This is a genomic window from Micromonospora sp. C41 (assembly GCF_018070485.1).
In the GTDB taxonomy this organism is placed as follows: Bacteria; Actinomycetota; Actinomycetes; order Mycobacteriales; family Micromonosporaceae; genus Micromonospora; species Micromonospora chalcea.
Genome location: NZ_JAGPXP010000013.1, coordinates 139,752 through 154,860, shown reverse-complemented (window position 1 = coordinate 154,860; position 15,109 = coordinate 139,752). Strand labels below are relative to the sequence as shown.

General features: G+C 74.2%; 17 protein-coding genes. 10 read left to right on the top strand and 7 right to left on the bottom strand.

The features are described 5' to 3' along the window. Window positions 1–32 precede the first annotated feature (32 nt). From KBX43_RS16605 to KBX43_RS16585, 5 genes are all read left to right on the top strand, one after another. Complete coding sequence (locus KBX43_RS16605; RefSeq protein ID WP_043324327.1) at window positions 33–398, top strand: STAS domain-containing protein; 366 nt, start codon at window positions 33–35, stop codon at window positions 396–398. 9 nt (window positions 399–407) lie between these two features. After that, a complete protein-coding gene (locus KBX43_RS16600) occupies window positions 408–719 on the top strand; it encodes a hypothetical protein (RefSeq protein WP_030504078.1) in 312 nt (103 codons plus the stop codon). After that, a complete protein-coding gene (locus KBX43_RS16595; protein ID WP_210885294.1) occupies window positions 716–1,282 on the top strand; it encodes an STAS domain-containing protein in 567 nt (188 codons plus the stop codon). The genes KBX43_RS16600 and KBX43_RS16595 overlap by 4 nt, the downstream gene beginning before the upstream one ends. Further along, a complete protein-coding gene (locus KBX43_RS16590; RefSeq protein ID WP_043324334.1) occupies window positions 1,276–1,566 on the top strand; it encodes a BON domain-containing protein in 291 nt (96 codons plus the stop codon). The genes KBX43_RS16595 and KBX43_RS16590 overlap by 7 nt, the downstream gene beginning before the upstream one ends. A gap of 138 nt (window positions 1,567–1,704) precedes the next feature. Further along, entirely contained in the window at window positions 1,705–3,156 is a 1,452-nt protein-coding gene (locus tag KBX43_RS16585; RefSeq protein WP_199496085.1) for a cellulase family glycosylhydrolase, read from the top strand. A gap of 43 nt (window positions 3,157–3,199) precedes the next feature. On the opposite strand, the gene KBX43_RS16580 is transcribed toward KBX43_RS16585, so the two are convergent. Then, the gene (locus tag KBX43_RS16580) at window positions 3,200–4,090 is read right to left on the bottom strand and encodes a diiron oxygenase (protein ID WP_043324341.1); all 891 of its coding nucleotides are present in this window, start codon (window positions 4,088–4,090) and stop codon (window positions 3,200–3,202) included. Window positions 4,091–4,138: 48 nt separating this feature from the next. Here KBX43_RS16580 and KBX43_RS16575 point away from each other — a divergent pair, with 48 nt between their 5' ends. From KBX43_RS16575 to KBX43_RS16560, 4 genes are all read left to right on the top strand, one after another. Further along, window positions 4,139–4,855, top strand: a complete 717-nt coding sequence (locus tag KBX43_RS16575) for a TetR family transcriptional regulator (RefSeq protein WP_030504073.1) — start codon at window positions 4,139–4,141, stop codon at window positions 4,853–4,855. Next, a complete protein-coding gene (locus KBX43_RS16570; RefSeq protein WP_069089782.1) occupies window positions 4,852–5,121 on the top strand; it encodes a DUF4873 domain-containing protein in 270 nt (89 codons plus the stop codon). The genes KBX43_RS16575 and KBX43_RS16570 overlap by 4 nt, the downstream gene beginning before the upstream one ends. Window positions 5,122–5,137: 16 nt before the next feature. Beyond that, the gene (locus KBX43_RS16565; protein ID WP_210885291.1) at window positions 5,138–5,776 is read left to right on the top strand and encodes a YdcF family protein; all 639 of its coding nucleotides are present in this window, start codon (window positions 5,138–5,140) and stop codon (window positions 5,774–5,776) included. Window positions 5,777–5,866: 90 nt separating this feature from the next. Then, window positions 5,867–6,622 carry a glycosyltransferase family 2 protein gene (locus KBX43_RS16560; protein WP_223201081.1) on the top strand — a complete coding sequence of 252 codons (756 nt, stop codon included), beginning with the start codon at window positions 5,867–5,869 and terminating at the stop codon, window positions 6,620–6,622. On the opposite strand, the gene KBX43_RS16555 is transcribed toward KBX43_RS16560, so the two are convergent. The 4 genes from KBX43_RS16555 to KBX43_RS16540 form a co-directional block, all read right to left on the bottom strand. Next, window positions 6,582–7,358 carry an SDR family oxidoreductase gene (locus KBX43_RS16555; protein WP_210885279.1) on the bottom strand — a complete coding sequence of 259 codons (777 nt, stop codon included), beginning with the start codon at window positions 7,356–7,358 and terminating at the stop codon, window positions 6,582–6,584. The genes KBX43_RS16560 and KBX43_RS16555 overlap by 41 nt on opposite strands. 4 nt (window positions 7,359–7,362) lie before the next feature. Continuing rightward, window positions 7,363–7,485, bottom strand: coding sequence for a ribosomal protein bL36 (locus KBX43_RS16550; protein ID WP_043324353.1), 123 nt, complete (start codon window positions 7,483–7,485; stop codon window positions 7,363–7,365). 152 nt (window positions 7,486–7,637) lie between these two features. Continuing rightward, complete coding sequence (locus KBX43_RS16545) at window positions 7,638–9,002, bottom strand: PHB depolymerase family esterase (protein WP_043324356.1); 1,365 nt, start codon at window positions 9,000–9,002, stop codon at window positions 7,638–7,640. Window positions 9,003–9,130: 128 nt separating this feature from the next. Beyond that, window positions 9,131–10,216: a DUF4037 domain-containing protein gene (locus KBX43_RS16540; RefSeq protein WP_210885270.1), complete on the bottom strand. Its 1,086-nt coding sequence runs from the start codon at window positions 10,214–10,216 to the stop codon at window positions 9,131–9,133. A 99-nt stretch (window positions 10,217–10,315) separates the two neighbouring features. Between KBX43_RS16540 and KBX43_RS16535 the strand changes: the two genes are divergently transcribed. Further along, window positions 10,316–11,239, top strand: a complete 924-nt coding sequence (locus KBX43_RS16535; protein WP_210885268.1) for a 5'-3' exonuclease — start codon at window positions 10,316–10,318, stop codon at window positions 11,237–11,239. 8 nt (window positions 11,240–11,247) lie between these two features. Here KBX43_RS16535 and KBX43_RS16530 read toward each other — a convergent pair whose 3' ends face one another. Both KBX43_RS16530 and KBX43_RS16525 read right to left on the bottom strand, forming a co-directional pair. Beyond that, window positions 11,248–12,135, bottom strand: a complete 888-nt coding sequence (locus tag KBX43_RS16530; protein ID WP_064446091.1) for an MHYT domain-containing protein — start codon at window positions 12,133–12,135, stop codon at window positions 11,248–11,250. Between the two features lie 166 nt (window positions 12,136–12,301). Beyond that, window positions 12,302–15,082 (bottom strand): RNA helicase, encoded by a 2,781-nt coding sequence (locus tag KBX43_RS16525; protein ID WP_210885266.1) that lies wholly within the window; start codon window positions 15,080–15,082, stop codon window positions 12,302–12,304. Window positions 15,083–15,109 lie beyond the last annotated feature (27 nt).

Genomic DNA, 15,109 nt, shown 5'->3' with positions numbered 1-15,109 from the left:
ATCGACACTGAACCCGCCACGGAAGCGACCTGATGCCCGCTACCCTGCCGTCCCCGCCGGAGTCCGCCGTGCCGCACGTGCGGGTGGACATCACCGACGAACTGGACCTCGCCGGGCTGCCCGAGGTCGCGCACGTGCTGGACCGCATCCTCGCGCTGCGCCCCCGCGAGCTGACGATCGACCTCGCCGGGTGCCGACATGTGGACGCCGCCGCGGTCGCGCTGCTGCTGGACGTGCACCGGCGGCTGGCGCGGCAGGACGGCGTGCTCACGCTGAGCAACCCGCACCCACGGATCCGGCGCATCCTGCAGACCTCCGGGCTGGGCGCCGTACCCGTCGTCGACACGCCCCGTCCGGCCGCGCGCGGCCGGGCCCGGGTCGCGTCCGCACCCCGCTGAGGAGGGGCCGTGACCGGAAGCACGCTCGTCGGAGCACTCGTGGTGGGTCTCGCCGTCGGTGGCGTGGGCCGGCTCGTCGTGCCGGGACGCAAGGCCGTCCCGGTCTGGCTGACGCTGGCGCTCGGCGTGGCCGCCGCGCTGCTCGGCGCGATCGTGGTCGGGCTGGTGGACCGCCGCCCCGACGCCTCGCCGCTGCTGTCCCTGGTGACGCAGACCGCGTTCGCGGCCGTGGCGGTCGTGCTGGCGGTGGTGACGGCGGGCGGCACGGGCGCGGACCGGCAGGCGCCCGATCCGGGCGCCCGACGGAAGGAGGAGGTGTGACAGTCGTCCCCGCGGACCACCTGATGATGCTCATCTGCGACGGCTGCGGCGACAGCGTCACCGGCGCGGGCGCGACGCTGCCCGACGCCGAGGTGGTGTGGACGCTCGTGTTCGAGCACGACTGGGTCGGCTCGCCCTTCGCGTCCGGCCCGCACCACTGCCCCCGGTGCAGCGTCCGGGCCACGGTCGCCGAGGACGGCCTGGGCACCGAGGACCTGGAGCAGGTGGCCGGCACCCCGGCCGCCGCCGACGTCGATCCCGCCGAGGCGGTACGCCGGGCGCTCGCGGAACGCTCCGTGCGCGGCGACCGCGAACTGGTCGACCTGTCCGCGCTCGAGGTGATCGACTCGGCCGGGCTCGGCCTGCTGGTGCGCGCGCACCAGGACGCCCGGCGCGACGGACGGCGGCTGTGCCTGCTGTCGCCGTCGCGCTTCGTGCTCACCGTGCTGCACACGATGCGGCTCGACGGCGTCTTCACAGTCGTCGACGGCCGCGCCCCGGCGCCGGGGCCCGCGTCCCGGCGCGCGGTAAAGACCGAACAGAAGGAGCCCTCCCCGTGGTGATGCCCTGGCCGTACCCCGAGTTCCCGTACACCGGCCGTGAGCCGGAGCCCGACGACGCGGACACCCGGCTCGCCTCGCTCGTCGCCCAGCGGCTCAGCGCCGACTGGACCACCCGGCGGCAGCAGATCACCGTCACGGTGCAGAACCGGGTGGTGATCCTCGCCGGCCTGGTGGCCGATCCGGAAACCCGCCTGGTCGCCGCCGAGCTGGCCTGGGACGTGCCGGGCGTGTTCGACGTCTGCAACGCGCTGCGGCTCTACGGTGGGCGGCGCGGCGGCCGCTGAGCCACCGGCTGTTGCACGGATCGACATCCGCCTCTACGCTCGCCCTGGGAGCGCTCCCCCAGGCCGCCGCGTCGGGCTTTCCGGGCAGGTTCACGACGGGCACCGTCCGATCACCATCAAGCGATGGGACCTTCCCGTATGTTCTCGATTCCCCGCCCGTCCCGGCGGCACCTGCTCGTCGGCGGCGCGGTCGGCGCGCTCGCCCTGGCCGCGACGGCCGTCCTGCCGTCGCCGAACGCGATGGCCGCGACCGGCTGTGCCGTCACCTACACCACCAACTCGTGGCCCGGGGGCTTCACCGCCACCGTCGCGGTGACGAACCTCGGCGACCCGGTGAGCAACTGGACGCTGGGCTTCACCTTCCCCGACGGGGGCCAGCGCGTGGTGCAGGGCTGGTCGGCCACCTGGCAGCAGAGCGGCTCCTCGGTCACCGCGCGCAGCGCGGACTACAACGGCGCGCTCGGCACCGGCGCGAGCACCACTGTGGGCTTCAACGGCTCCTGGACCGGGTCGAACCCGAGCCCCACCTCGTTCACGCTCAACGGCACGGTCTGCACCGGCGGCACCGGCACGCCCCCGCCGAGCACCCCGCCGCCCAGCACGCCCCCGCCGCCGACCACTCCCCCGCCCACGACGCCGCCGCCGACCGGCACCACCCCGGTCGCGATCAACGGCCAGCTCCAGGTCTGCGGGGTCAACCTCTGCAACCAGTACGGGCGGCCGATCCAGCTGCGCGGCATGAGCACCCACGGCCTGCAGTGGTTCGCCAACTGCTACACCGACACCTCGCTCGACGTGCTGGCCGACGAGTGGCAGTCGGACCTGCTGCGCATCTCGATGTACGTGCAGGAGCAGGGCTACGAGACCAACCCGGCCGGCTTCACCGCCCAGGTGAACACGCTCGTGGACAAGGCCGAGGCCCGCGGCATGTACGCGCTCATCGACTTCCACACGCTGACCCCCGGTGACCCGATGTACAACCTGGACCGGGCCAAGACGTTCTTCGCCAACGTGTCCGCGCGCAACGCGGCCAAGAAGAACGTGATCTACGAGATCACCAACGAGCCCAACGGGGTCAGCTGGTCCACCATCCGCAACTACGCCGAGCAGGTCATCCCGGTGATCCGGGCCAACGACCCGGACGCGGTGATCATCGTCGGCACCCGCGGCTGGTCCTCGCTGGGCGTGTCCGACGGCAGCAACTCCGACGAGATCGTGAACAACCCGGTGCGGGCGCAGAACATCATGTACACGTTCCACTTCTACGCCGCCTCGCACCAGGACAACTACCGCAACGAGGTGCAGCGGGCCGCCTCCCGGCTGCCGCTGTTCGTCACCGAGTTCGGCACCGTCACCTACACCGGCGACGGCGCCGTCGACGTCGCCAGCAGCAACGCCTGGCTCGACCTGCTCGACCGGCTGAAGATCAGCTACGCCAACTGGACGTTCTCCGACGCCCCCGAGGGTTCGGCCGCGCTGCGGCCGGGCACGTGCGCGTCCGGCTCGTTCAGCGGGACGTCGGTGCTGACGCAGTCCGGCGCGTACATGCGCGACCGGATCCGCACCCCCGACAACTTCCCGACCTCCTGACCGGGCGGCCGGCGGCGATCCTTCCCCTTCGGGTCGCCGCCGGTCAGCCCTCGATCAACCCGGCCCGGCGCCACAGCAGCCGGCCCGGCCCGGCCACCAGACCCAGTTCGGTCAGATGCTCGGCGATCCGCTGCGCCGACCAGCGCAGCGTGGCCCGCCAGTGCGGGTTGGCCCGCGCCGCGGCGTGACCGGCCGCCGGGTCGATCCCGACCGACGCGTAAGCCCGCGGGTGCACCAGCCGCCGCGTGATCGAGTACGCGGCCCGCCCGATCACCAGCCGCGCGTACGTGAGCGCGACCGGCCCGGCCGCCTCCACCTGCCGGGCCAGCTCGTCGCGGGCGAAGCGCACGTGCCGGGCCTCCTCCACCACGTGGATGCGCGACACCATCCGGATCAGCGGCTGCAACGACTCGTCGGCCATGATCTCGCGCTGGAACGAGTCGAGGATCTCCTCGGCGATCAGGATGGCCGCGTACATCTGCGGGCCGGTGGCGGTGGCCTTGAGCCAGCGCCCGAGCAGGTGGTCGACGGGCTCGGCGCGGTAGACGGGCGCGCCGGTGGCCTCGATGAGCCGGCCGAACATGATGGAGTGCCGGCACTCGTCGGCGACCTCGGTCAGCGCGTACTGGGCGTGCCGGCTGGTCGGATCCGCGTCGTAGTAGTGCCGGATCAGCATCTGCATGAGGATCGTCTCGAACCAGATCCCGGCGCTGGCGGCGCTGGCCACCTCGTGCTTGGTCAGCTCGACCCGCTGCTCCTCGGTCAGCCCGTCCCACAGTGGCGTGCCGTAGAGGCTGCTGCGCGACGGCGGCAGCCAGTACGCGCCGGGCACTGGCGGCGCCGACCAGTCGACGTCCACCAGGGGGTCGTAGCTGGTACGCACGGAGGCGGTGAGGAGGCGGGCGGCTACCGCCTCGCGCGGGAATCCGGCCATGGCCCCTCCATATTGACGTAACTTCCAGTAACTGTTACGAGTGGTAGCATGCGACGCACCACCACCGATGTCAATGGCCCCGACCCCTCGCCGGAGCCGTCCCCGCCACGGTCCGGAGGGCGGCGTGACCGCTGGGCGGAGCACCGCGAACAGCGCCGCCAGGAACTGATCGCCGCCGCCGTGCAGGCGCTGCTGCGGCACGGCCCGAACGTCGACATGGACCAGGTCGCGGCCACCGCCGGGGTCAGCAAACCGGTGCTCTACCGCTACTTCGCCGACAAGGCGCAGCTCTGGCTCGCGGTCAGCGAGGTGGTCGCGGCGCGCGTGGTGGCCGCCGTCGCGCCCGCCGTGGAGCAGGTCCGCGAGGAGCGGGCGCTGGTCGAGGCGACGATCGACGCGTACCTGAGCGTGGTGGAGTTCGAGCCCTCGCTCTACCGGTTCCTGGTGCACGAGTCCGGCCATCCCGGCATCCAGCAGGTGGTCGCCGGCACCAGCCGGCAGGTGGCCACCGGGCTGGCCCGGGTCATCGGCGACCGGCTGCGCGCGCTCGGCCTCGACGCCGGGCCGGCCGAGCCTTGGGCGTACGGGCTGGTCGGGTTCGTGCAGGCGGTCGGCGACTGGTGGACCACGCACGGGCAGCCGATCCACCGGTCCGCGCTCACCGAGTACCTGACCACGCTGCTGTGGAGCGGCATCGAGGGGGTCCGCCGGGGCGCGGACCTGCCGCCGGAGCTGACCCGCGCGCACGAACGGATCGACAGGTGACCTGGCAGGGCACGGCCGAGATCGCCGGCACCCGGGTACGGCTGCACGCCGGCGGCCGGTTCGAGCCGGTCGACGGCCGCTACCACTGGGCCGGGCGCGTCGAGCCGGAGCCACGCCTGGTGCGGCTGCTGCGCTCCGGCCGCCGCGACGTGGAGATCCGCATCGGCGAGCGCGTCACCCGGGCCCGGCTCACCGAGGTGGACCCGTGGGGCGGGGTGCGCATCACCGGCGTCGGCACGCCTCCCTGGCCCCCCGAGGAGGAGTGACACGTACGGTGAGGGGATGACACCGACCGCCACCGTGCTGCTGGTCTTCGGCCGTGGCGTGGTGGCCGGCGACGACGGCTACCGGCTCACCGCCGAGAGCGTCGCGCGCACCGAGGCCGCTGTGGCGTACGTCCGCGCGCACGCCGACGAGTTCCGCCGCGCGCCCGGCGCCCGGGTCGTGTTCACCGGCGGCTGGCCGCACGGCCCGGCCGGGGCGCCCGGTCCGCCGCCCGGATTCCGGGAGGGCGAGCTGATGCGGGCGCTGGCGCGCGAGGCCGGCCTCGACGCGTACGCCCGGTCGGCGGCCGAGACCCGGTCCCGCACCACGCTGCAGAACCTGGCGCACACCGTGCAGGACGGGCTGCTCGGCGCGGCCGAGTTCACCGCGCGGCGCCCGCTCGGGCTGGTCACGCACCCGTGGCACCTGCCCCGCGTCCGGCTGCTCGCCGCGCGCGTGCTCGGCCTGACCGGCCCGGCGCTGGCCGACGTGCCGGTGACCGCGCCCGACCCGGTGCCGGCCCGGCGTGAGCGGGCCGTCCGGGCGCTCAGCCGGCTCGGCTATCTCGGCGTGCGTACCCCGGAGGCGTCGCTGCGCCGCGAGCGCGCGCTGAGCCGCGCGGCCGACCGGATCGGACGCCTCACGCCCCGGCGGTGATTCGCGGTCGCGGGCCCGGGGTACGACGCTCCTCGATCGACCCGGCGGACCGTGCCGGCGGGCGAGTCCACCCCGGGAGGTCCAGTGATCGTGCTCGTGCCCGTGTACCGGCCGGGTGACCGGCTTCCGCCGCTGGTCACCGACCTGCGGGCCGCGCTGCCCGGGGCGCGGGTGCTGGTCGTGGACGACGGCAGCGGCCCGGCCGCCGCCGGGGTGCTGCGCGCGGCCCGCGACCGGGGCGCCGAGGTGCTGCGCCGCCGGGTCAACCGGGGCAAGGGCGTGGTGCTGCGCACCGGTTTCCGGTACGCCGCCACGCGCCACCCGGGACACGATGTGACCTGTGTGGACGCCGACGGTCAGCACCGCGTGGAGGACGTGTGCCGGGTGGCCGGGCGGATGCGCGCCACCGGCGCGATGACACTCGGCGTGCGCCGCTTCGACGGCGAGGTGCCGGCCCGCAGCCGGTTCGGCAACGCCGCGACCCGGGTCGCGTTCCGGCTGGCGACCGGGCGGGACGTGCGGGACACCCAGACCGGGCTGCGGGCGTACCCGGCCGGGCTGCTGGACTGGCTGGTCACCGTCCCCGGCGACCGCTTCGAGTACGAGATGGACGTGCTGCTGCGCGCGGTGGGCGCCGGGCTGCCGGTCGAGCAGGTGGACATCGCCACCCGCTACCACGCGGGCAACGCGGGTTCGCACTTCTCCGCGCTCGCCGACTCGGTGCGCATCTACCGCCCGCTGGTCGGCTTCGCCGCGGCCCGGCTGACCGGCGGTGCCCACCCGGAGCGCATCCCGGACACCGCCGTCACGACGTCGCGTCCCACACCTGCGACTCGAACTCCCTGAGCTGCTCGCGCAGCGACGGCGGGCACGTGGTGCGGTACGGGTGACCGTCGTCGGCGGGCACCGCGCGGACCATCTCGTCGGTCATCTCCTGGGGGTCGCGCTGGTGGCCCAGGTAGTCGCCGAAGTCAGGGCGCGGCAGCAGCGCGGTGGACTCGTCCCACCACTGGGACATGGTCTCCACGCCGGTGTCGTTGTAGCCGGTCCGGTACGGGCCGGGGTTGATCACCGCAACGCGGACGCCGCGCGGTTCCAGCTCGCCCTTCATGGCCCAGGCGAGCGCCTCGATCGCGTGTTTGGTGGCGGCGTAGACGCCGATGAACGGCCGGGTTCGTACGCCGACCGCCGAGGACACCCAGACCACCTTGCCGGCGCCCCGGGCCAGCATCGGCGGCACGAGGTCCTGTGCCAGGTGCAGGTGGCCGAAGACGTTCACGTCGAACGAGCGGCGGACCCGCTCCATCGGGATCTCCACCACCGCGCCGGCCTCCTGCAGGCCCGCGTTGAGCACCAGGATGTCGACACGGTGGCGGGCGGCCGCGGCCCGGTCGGCCGGGTCGGTGACGTCCAGCTTGATCGCGTCCAGCGCGACGCCGGCCCGTTCGGCCTCGGCGCGCAGCTCGCGGACCTGCGGCCAGATCTGTGCCGCGGCGATCACGTGGTGGCCGGTGCGGGCCAGCCCGAGCGCCGTGCCCCGGCCGAGCCCGCTGCCGGCCCCGGTGATCAGGATGTCCGCCACCGGCTCAGCCCTGCCGGGCCTTCTGCCGCCGGTCGGACTTGTTCAGCACGAACAGCTTGCCCCGGCGCCGGACCACTATCGAGTCGGCCTTGCGCTTGAGTGCGCGCAGGGAGCTTCGGACCTTCATATCCGCTCCTTCGGTTCCCGCCGGTGTCCGTCCGGGACGGGTACCCGCCGCGGCGGTGCTCATGCCCGGTCCCGCGTGATCGCCACCGCTTCGCCGAGGTGGCGGCATCACCGTGTCCGGGATGCCGCCACCTCGGCGTACTGGCGTGCGGATCAGGCGGCCGTGCAGGGGCTTCCGTTGAGCGTGAACGAGCCGGGTTTACCGGCGTTGCCGGTGTGGGTGGCCTGGAAGCCGATGTCCACCGAGCCGCCCGGTGCGATCACCGGGTTGTAGGAGACGTTGCGGGCAGTCACCGCGCCGCTGGTGGGGCTGTAGGTGGCGTTCCAGCCGCCGGTGATCGTCTGGCCGCCCGGCAGCGTGAACGCGAGGCTCCAGCCGTTTATCGCCGTGGTGGACGTGTTGGTGATCGTCACCGAGGCGGTGAGGCCGTTGTTCCAGGCGTTCACCACGTACCCGACCCGGCAGGCCCCCGACGGCGGCGGCGTCGTGGGCGGCGGCGCCGTGGTGGGCGGGGGCGTCGTCGGCGGGGGCGTGGTGGGTGGCGGCGTGGTGGGGACGGCCGTGGTGGGCGGCGGGCTGGTCGGCGGCACGGTGTCCAGGCCGAAGAAGCGGATCGCCTGGGCCGCGTCCACCGGCAGGTTGTGCGTGACGCCCTGCATGCTGATCGCCTCGACGGTCGCGGTGCCGCCGGTGCCGCCGTAGCGGGTCCGGGTGTAGCCGGACTGCGGGCTGTCCGTGTAGTCGGGCGTCTGGCTCAGCCCGTGCACGTTCGTCCACTGGTCGATCTGCTCGCCGAAGTTCGGGTAGCGCAGCGTCTCGTCGTTGGTGCCGTGCCAGATCTGCATCCGCGGACGCGGGCCGGTGTAGCCCGGGTAGGCGTTGCGCACCAGGTCGCCCCACTGCTGCGGGGTCTTCAGCACCTGGCCGTTGGCGCACTCGCTGTTCCACTCCGAGCCGTTCGTGGTGGCGAAGCAGCCGAACGGCACCCCGGCGAAGGCCGCCCCGGCGCGGAACACGTCCGGGTAGTCGCCGAGCAGCACGTTCGTCATCATCGCGCCGGACGAGGTGCCGGTGGTGAAGATCCGCTGCGAGTCGACCGGGTAGCGCTGCCGCACGTAGTCCACCATGGACTTGATGCCCACCGGGTCGCTGCCGCCGTCGCGGCGCAGCGCCTGCGGTGAGGACACGTCGAAGCACTTGCTGCTGCGGGTCACCGACGGGTAGACGACGATGTAGCCGTACCGGTCGGCCAGCGACGCGAACTGGGTGCCGGAGTACATGGCCGGGCCGCTGCCGGTGCAGTAGTGGTTCACCACGAGCAGGCCGGGACGGGCCGCGACGGTGTCCGGGACGTACAGGTACATGCGCAGGTTGCTCGGGTTGGTGCCGAAGTTCGTCACCTCGGTCAGCGCGGCGGCCGAGGCCGGCCCGGGGACGGCGAGCGCCGCTCCGACGGCGAGCCCGGCGGCGGCGAGCGCCGCGCCGAGCAGCCGGAGTCTGCTCATTCTGGACAGCATGCTGTTCTCCTCGGTGGTGGGAACGCCGCACGGAGCGGCGTCCTCGCCGGCGAGGCGCCTGCGACGGGCGGCCCGGACCCTCGGAGACGAGATAGACAGTCGCGGATCGATGCGACTCGAATCGGAGTCTAGGCCGCGCCCGGCGGACGGACAACCGCCGCGGCCACCCGGCGGGCGCGGTCCGGGTGGGTGAGCACGTCCACGCTGTCGACGTACTGGTCCACCGCGCCGATCGGCGGCCGGTCGCGCAGCCGCGGGTCGGTGATCGCGGCGCGGAGCGCCTCGACGAAGCGGCCCGCGTCGAGCACCAGGAACGGCCGGTCGTGGAAGGGCCGGGCGGCCGGGTCCACCGGTGGCGCCAGCGCGACGTCGTTGGTCCAGCCGGCCGCCGTCTCCAGCGCCCGGACCAGGCCCGGCTCGCGGACCGCCCACTCGCCCGGACCGAGCGCGGCGGCGAGCCCGTCCACCACCGGCGCCGCGCCCGGCAGCGTCGCGAACACCGTGCCGAGCCATTTCGCGTACGGGGGCCAGCGGCGACGCAGCAGCAGCCCGAGGCGCATCAGGTCCCGGGCCAGCCCGGCGGCCACCACCCGGCTGCCCAGCTCGTCGCCGACCTCGGCGCACCGGCCCGCCAGGTGCTCGGCCTGCGCGACCCGCTGCCACCCGGCCGCCAGCACGTGCCGCCACACGTCGTCCGGATACCAGGCCAGCGCGGCGCGGGCGGCGGTGAGCGCCCCGTCGAGCCCGTCGTGGAACACCGCTCCCCCGGTCAGCTCCGCCAGCCGCTGCGTCGGTGTCGCCAGCCAGTCCGCCACCGACATGCCGGCGCGCGGGTCGGCGCCCAGCCGGTCCCGCCACCACGCGCCCAGCTCGTCCACGCTCACGCCGTGCCGGTCGCCGTCGGCGTGCACCGTGCCGAGCCGTACCGCCGGGCCACCGGCGTACCGGGTCGGCCAGCCGAGGAAGCGCGCCGGCAGGTCCGCGTCCAGCGCCGCCCGTACCGGCGCCACGTCGTGCGCGCTGCCCACGAAGACCTGGGTACGCGGACCCCAGTCGTGGTCGGTGGAGCGGGGCGTGTCGAGGCCGAGCAGCTCGGAGCCGCCGTCGAGCAGACCGGCGGAGTACCGCAGGCCGGGCAGCCGCCGCGCCAGCAGCGGACCCACCACCTCGTCGTGGAACCGGCGGGCCAGGGTCAGGCCGGGTACGAAGCTCACCCCGCCAGTCTGCGCATCCGGGGACCCGCGCGCGCCCGGGTTTCCGGTCCCGCGGTCGCCTCCCCCATCTCGTCAGAGGGCTGTGGAAGGCTTGTCGCCGTGGCACACCGACAGCCGATCCTCCTGATCGACTCCCCCAGCCTCTACTTCCGCGCCTACTTCGGCATTCCCGAGTCGGCCGCGAAGACCGGCGACGGCCAGCCCGTCAACGCCGTGCGCGGCTTCCTCGACATGCTCGCCCAGCTCGTCCGCACCCGCCGTCCCGACCGCATGATCTGCGCGATGGACCACGACTGGCGGCCGGCGTGGCGGGTCGAGCTGCTGCCGTCCTACAAGGCGCACCGGGTCGCGCCCGAGGGCGGCGAGGTCGTGCCGGACACGCTGTCCCCGCAGGTGCCGATGATCCTCGAGGTCCTCGACGCGCTCGGCATCCCGGTTGTGGGCGCCACCGGCTACGAGGCCGACGACGTGCTCGGCACGCTCTCGGTGACCCAGTCCGGCCCGGTCGAGGTGGTCTCCGGCGACCGCGACCTGTTCCAGCTCGTCGACGACGCGCGCCCGGTGCGGCTGCTCTACGTCGGGCGGGGCGTGGCCAAGCTGGACGACTGCGACGACGCGGCGGTGCGGGCCCGCTACGGCGTGCCCGCCGACCGGTACGCCGACTTCGCGGCGCTGCGCGGCGACCCCAGCGACGGCCTGCCCGGCGTGGCCGGGGTGGGTGAGAAGACCGCCGCCCGGCTGATCGACCGTTACGGCGGGCTCGACGGCATCCTGGCCGCGCTCGACGACCCCCGCTCCGGCTTCGCCCCGGGGCTGCGGGCCAAGCTCGACGCCGCCCGCGACTACCTGGCGGTGGCGCCGAAGGTGGTCCGGGTCGCCACCGACGTGCCGCTGCCCGAGCTGGACCCGGCGCTGCCGACGTCGCCCGCCGACCCGGAGCGGCTGCTGGAGCTGGCGCAGCGCTGGAACCTGGCCGGGTCCTGCCGCCGCCTGGTCGACGCGCTGGCGGGCGACCGATCGTGATCAGTTGATCACGAAGGGCGGTCGGTGCTCCGGCGGCTCGGGAACTGGGCGCCGGGCTGCGCCAGCGTCGACCGGGCACGCAGGCCCACCGGGTCCGGCGCGGGCTCGGCGGCGACCGTCCGCGGCGCGTCACCGAGCCGCGAGCTGACGTACGCGGCCCCGGCCCGGTCGTCGTCCGACGGCGCGGCGAGCAGCGCGTAGACGAGCCCCACCACGCCGAAGACCACCGCCAGCACGATCGGCACCAGCAGTCCGCTCACCTCGGTGCCGGAGGCCGGGCCGCGGCTCTCGTGCAGGTGCACCGACAGCGCGCTCATGCCGGTGAAGTGCATGCCGTTGACAGCGATGCCCATGACCAGCGCCGAGGCGGCGATGGCGAGCCCACGCCGGACGGTCATCGCCAGCCAGAGCGCGACGGTGGCGGCCACGATCGCGATGACCACCGACAGCGTCACCCGCAGCGGGTCGTAGCCGAACGAGCCGTCCAGGCGCATCGCGGCCATGCCGGTGTAGTGCATGGCGGCCACCCCGGCGCCGGTGAAGAACCCGCCGGCCAGCAGACGCGGCGCGGCGAGCCGGCCGGTGCCCACGATCGCCAGCCCGATGCCGACCGACGCCACCGCGATCGCGGTGCTGGCGGCCGTCAGCGGCACGTCGTAGCGGATCCGGGTGCCGGAGACGGCGAACCCGAGCATCGCCATGAAGTGCATGGCCCAGATCGCGGTGCCACCCAGCGCCCACGCGGCGAGCAGGCCCCACCAGGCGCGCTGGCCGCCGCTGGTGGCGGTCCGGATCCGCCCGGCGCAGACCAGTCCGAGCGCCGAGCCGAGCACTGACAACGCGTAGCTGAGCGCGGGTGTGATCCACCCGTACTCGAAGTGATTGATCTCGCCCACGACGCCCTTCCCTCACCATCGACGCAGCGCGACCCACGGCGCCCCGGGGCAATGATGGGATAGGCCCTGACCAGGGCATGCATCGACCCCCCGACAATTCGCGGGGTGTCAGCGCGGTGACGCAGCGATGCGTCGATTCCCGGCGACCGGTGACCGAAAGTGACCGTTAGGCGGAGGCGTGGTAGGCCAGCACGCCCCGGTTGACCGCCGCGATGGCCTGCCGTGCGGTGCCGCGCAGCTCGGCCGAAGCGCCACCCGAGTCGGCGACCTGCCCGAGCAGGTCGACCACCTGTCGCGCCCACCTGACGAAGTCGCCGGCCGGCATCTCCCCGTCGATCTGGTGCCCGCTGGCGAGCACCTTGGCCAGCGCCTCGCCGCGCGCCCACCGGTAGATCGGCCAGGCGAACCCGAGATCCGGCTCGCGGGTCACCGCCAGGCCGCGCGCCGCCTCGTCGGCCTCGATGTCGCCCCACAGCTTGAGCGTCTCGTCGACCGCGTCGGCGACCCCGCCACGCGGCAACGACGCCCGCTCGTCGACGTCCCGCCGGGCCTCGAAGACCACCACCGACACGGCGGCGGCCAGCTCGGCCGGGGACAGGCCGTCCCACACCCGTCGGCGCAGGCACTCGGCCACCAGCAGGTCCGCCTCGGTCCAGATCCGGGCCAGCATCCGGCCGGCGTCGGTGACCTCACCGTCGGCGGCCAGGTAGCCGCGCGCGGTCAGCAACGCCACGATCCGGTCGAAGGTACGGGCCAGCGAGCCGGTCCGCCCGGACACCCGCTGACGCAGCTCCTCGGTGTCGCGTTCCAGCCGGCGCCGCCGCTCCGCCCAGCGGGCGTGTTCCTCCCGATCCGGGCAGGCGTGACACGGGTGCGCGCGCAGCTCGACGCGGAGCTGGCTGAGGCGGTGGTCCTCCCCCGCCGCCTGACGGGACCGGCCGCCCCGCCGGCCGCCGTGCCGGTCCAGGCCGGTGCCGCTGACCGCCGCGGCCAGGTCCCGCCGGGCCGCAGGCGAACGGTGGTTGAAGTGCTTCGGCACCCGGATGCGGGTCAGCACCTCCGCCGGGGTGGTGAAGTCACCGGGGGTGACCCGCCCGGCCCAGCGGTCCTGGGTGAGCACCAGCGGCCGGGGCTCACCGAACCCGCCGGTGGCCGGGTCCAGCACCACCGCCAGGCCGGCCCGCCGCCCGGACGGCACCCGGATCACGTCACCGACCCGCAGCCGCTCCAGCGAGGCGACAGCCGCCGCCTTGCGCTGGCTCTGCCCCTGCCGGGCGATGGCCCGTTCCCGGTCGGCGATCGCCACCCGCAGCGCGAAGTACTCGTCGAAGTCGCCGTGGTGGCAGGCGGCCTCCGCGCCGTACGCCTCGATGGTCTCGGTGTTGCGCTGCACCTGCCGGGCCAGACCGACCACCGACCGGTCGGCCTGGAACTGCGCGAACGAGGACTCCAGCAGCTCGCGGGCCGGCGCCGCGCCGACGCTGCCGACCAGGTTGACGGCCATGTTGTACGACGGCCGGAAGCTGGAGCGCAGCGGGTAGGTGCGGGTGGAGGCGAGCCCGGCCACGTGCCGGGGGTCGGTCTCCGGCGACCAGACCACCACGGCGTGGCCCTCGACGTCGATGCCCCGGCGGCCGGCCCGGCCGGTGAGCTGGGTGTACTCGCCCGGGGTGAGGTCGACGTGCGCCTCGCCGTTGAACTTGACCAGGCGTTCCAGCACCACGCAGCGTGCCGGCATGTTGATGCCCAGCGCCAGCGTCTCGGTGGCGAAGACGGCCTTGACCAGCCCGCGGACGAACAGCTCCTCGACGACCTCCTTGAACGCGGGGAGCATGCCGGCGTGGTGGGCGGCCAGCCCGCGCTCCAGCCCGTCGAGCCACTCCCAGTAGCCGAGCACCGACAGGTCCTCGCCGGGGATGGCGGTGACCCGGGACTCGACCACCCGGCGGATCTCGGCGCGTTCCTCAGGGGAGGTCAGGCGCAGCCCGGCGGCCAGGCACTGCTGCACTGCGGCGTCGCAGCCGGCCCGGCTGAAGATGAACAGGATCGCCGGCAGCAGCCCCTCCCGGTCGAGCCGGTCGACGATGTCCGGGCGCATCGGACCGCGCCAACGCGGGCCGCGCCGGCCGCCACCGTGGCCGGCGCTGCGGCCCTCGCCCAGCTCCAGCCGGCGCATCGTGTCCCGGGTGTAGCGCAGCAGCTCCGGGTGCACGTCGTGCTTGCGGGCCGCGTCGGCGTCGTGGAACAGGTCGAACATCCGCTTGCCGACGAGCATGTGCTGCCACAGCGGCACCGGGCGGTGCTCGGAGACCACCACGGCGGTCTCGCCGCGTACGGTGACCAGCCAGTCGGCGAACTCCTCGGCGTTGGAGACGGTGGCCGACAGCGACACCAGCGTGACCGACTCGGGCAGGTGGATGATCACCTCTTCCCAGACCCCGCCGCGGAACCGGTCGGCCAGGTAGTGGACCTCGTCCATCACCACATACGCCAGGCCCTCCAGGGTGGCCGAGCCGGCGTAGAGCATGTTGCGCAGCACCTCGGTGGTCATCACCACCACCGGCGCGTCGCCGTTTATCGCGTTGTCGCCGGTGAGCAGGCCGACCTGCTCGGCGCCGTAGCGGTCCACCAGGTCGTGGTACTTCTGGTTGGACAGCGCCTTGATCGGCGTGGTGTAGAAGCACTTGCGGCGGGCGGCCGGCGCGTCGCCGCCGGGCCGTCCGCGCAGCGCCAGGTGCACCGCGAACTCGCCCACCACGGTCTTGCCGGCGCCGGTGGGCGCACAGACCAGCACGCCGCTGCCCCGCTCCAGCGCCTCGCACGCCTCGCGCTGGAAGTCGTCGAGATCGAACCCGAGATCCAGGGAGAATTCGTCCAGGGCCGGGAAGGCGGAGGCCTGCGCGGCCCGGCGGCGCGCCGCGGCGTACCGCTCGGCGGGGCTCGACATGGATCCAAGATTAATCGGTACGGCCGA

Bases quoted from the DNA above. Each gene is read 5' to 3' on its own strand.
- KBX43_RS16605 (WP_043324327.1), top strand. From the start codon at position 33: ATGCCCGCTACCCTGCCGTCCCCGCCGGAGTCCGCCGTGCCGCACGTG.
- KBX43_RS16585 (WP_199496085.1), top strand. From the start codon at position 1,705: ATGTTCTCGATTCCCCGCCCGTCCCGGCGGCACCTGCTCGTCGGCGGC.
- KBX43_RS16580 (WP_043324341.1), bottom strand. From the start codon at position 4,090: ATGGCCGGATTCCCGCGCGAGGCGGTAGCCGCCCGCCTCCTCACCGCC.
- KBX43_RS16575 (WP_030504073.1), top strand. From the start codon at position 4,139: ATGCGACGCACCACCACCGATGTCAATGGCCCCGACCCCTCGCCGGAG.
- KBX43_RS16565 (WP_210885291.1), top strand. From the start codon at position 5,138: ATGACACCGACCGCCACCGTGCTGCTGGTCTTCGGCCGTGGCGTGGTG.
- KBX43_RS16550 (WP_043324353.1), bottom strand. From the start codon at position 7,485: ATGAAGGTCCGAAGCTCCCTGCGCGCACTCAAGCGCAAGGCCGACTCG.
- KBX43_RS16545 (WP_043324356.1), bottom strand. From the start codon at position 9,002: ATGCTGTCCAGAATGAGCAGACTCCGGCTGCTCGGCGCGGCGCTCGCC.
- KBX43_RS16525 (WP_210885266.1), bottom strand. From the start codon at position 15,082: ATGTCGAGCCCCGCCGAGCGGTACGCCGCGGCGCGCCGCCGGGCCGCG.